Origin of the sequence: Nonomuraea sp. NPDC050643 (assembly GCF_040654715.1) — a bacterium.
Lineage (GTDB): Bacteria > Actinomycetota > Actinomycetes > Streptosporangiales > Streptosporangiaceae > Nonomuraea.
This window is the reverse complement of the sequence record NZ_JBFAIM010000188.1, coordinates 1-1,301: the sequence shown is the minus strand read 5'-3', so window position 1 is coordinate 1,301 and position 1,301 is coordinate 1. Positions and strand designations below refer to the sequence as shown.

The window sequence follows — 1,301 nt, the reverse complement described above, 5'->3', positions numbered from 1 at the left end:
GGACGGCGGCGGTGTGGAAGACGGCGGTGAGGGGCCGGTCTTGGGGGATGCTGTCGAGGAGTTGGGTGAGTTGTTGTTCGTCGCTTAGGTCGCAGACGGTGATGGTGACGCTGCCTTGGCTGGTGACGGTGTCTTCGGTGCCGGTGCCGGTCTTCGCGTTGGTGTTGGTGTTGGTGTTGATGGTTTGGGTGAGGGTTTGGTGGAGTTGGGTGGCGTTGGGGTGGTGGGGGCCTTGACGGCTGGCGAGGATGAGGTGGCGGGCGCCGTGGTGGGTGGTGAGGTGATGGGCTAGCGCGGCGCCTAGGGTGCCGGTGCCGCCGGTGATCAGGACGGTGCCGCTGGGGTCGAACGGTCCGTTGTGGGCCAGGTTGCCCTGGGTAACTGCATCGGGCTCGCCGAGCGCACTCGTACCGGCAGTGCCGTCGCGGAAGCCGTTCTCGCCGAGGGCGTTGGCAACGTTGCTGTCCGACGTTTGGGCACCGCTGGATGGTGTGGTGGCTGTAGTGCGGGCGAGCCGGGGCGCGAGCATGGTGCCCTGGCGTACCGCTATCTGGGTTTCGCCGGTCGCGATGGCGGCGGTGATGGCGTCGGCTAGGCCGGTGAAGCTGTCGATGTGATCGTCCATGTCCACGATCAGAAGGCGATCGGGGTGTTCGGCCTGGGCGGTACGGAGCATGCCCCACGCCGCTGAAGCGGGCAGGTCGGTGATGTCCTCTCCGCGATGAGTGGCTACCGCGCCACGGGTGAGCACTACCAGCCGGGTATCGGGGTCGAAGTCCTGTTCGGCTTCTTCGATGCCGGTGTCGTAGGCAAGCCAGCTCTGCAGGAGGGAGAGGAGAGCGGTGGTGAGCGCGGCGGCTTGGTCGGCCGGAGTGTCTGCGTCGTTGTCACCGCTGCCGGTGGTGGTGAGAGGAAGCAGCAGCGTGTTCTGGTGGGTGAGTGCGGAGTGGCTTGGAATGCCCAGGTGGTTGGCCAGGGTGGTGTGCAGGCCGCTCTGATCGGTATCGGAGATGCCCAGTACTGCCCATCCGGTCGTGGCGCCGGGGCTTTGAGTGCTGGTTGTAGTGGACGGGACCCAATTCAGGTGGAAGAGGGTGTTGTGGTGGGGTGTGGTGGTGAGGTGGTCGGCTGGTAGTGGGCGCAGGGTGAGGCTGTCGATGGTGAGCAATGGGATGCCGTCGGGTCCGGCGATATTCAGGCTCATGTTGAGGCCATCGGCTTGTTCGTTGTGTGTGGTGGTGGTGTGGAGGGTGGTGGGGTGTTGGGGGTGGGTGGTGTGGATGTGGATGTTGGTCCAGGTG

The 1,301-nt window shown here is 65.6% G+C and carries 1 protein-coding gene; it reads right to left on the bottom strand.

Features of this window, described 5'->3' with window-relative positions:
• A partial coding sequence (locus AB0I15_RS66890) for a KR domain-containing protein (RefSeq protein WP_358121223.1) occupies positions 1-1,301 on the bottom strand: 1,301 nt, incomplete at both ends.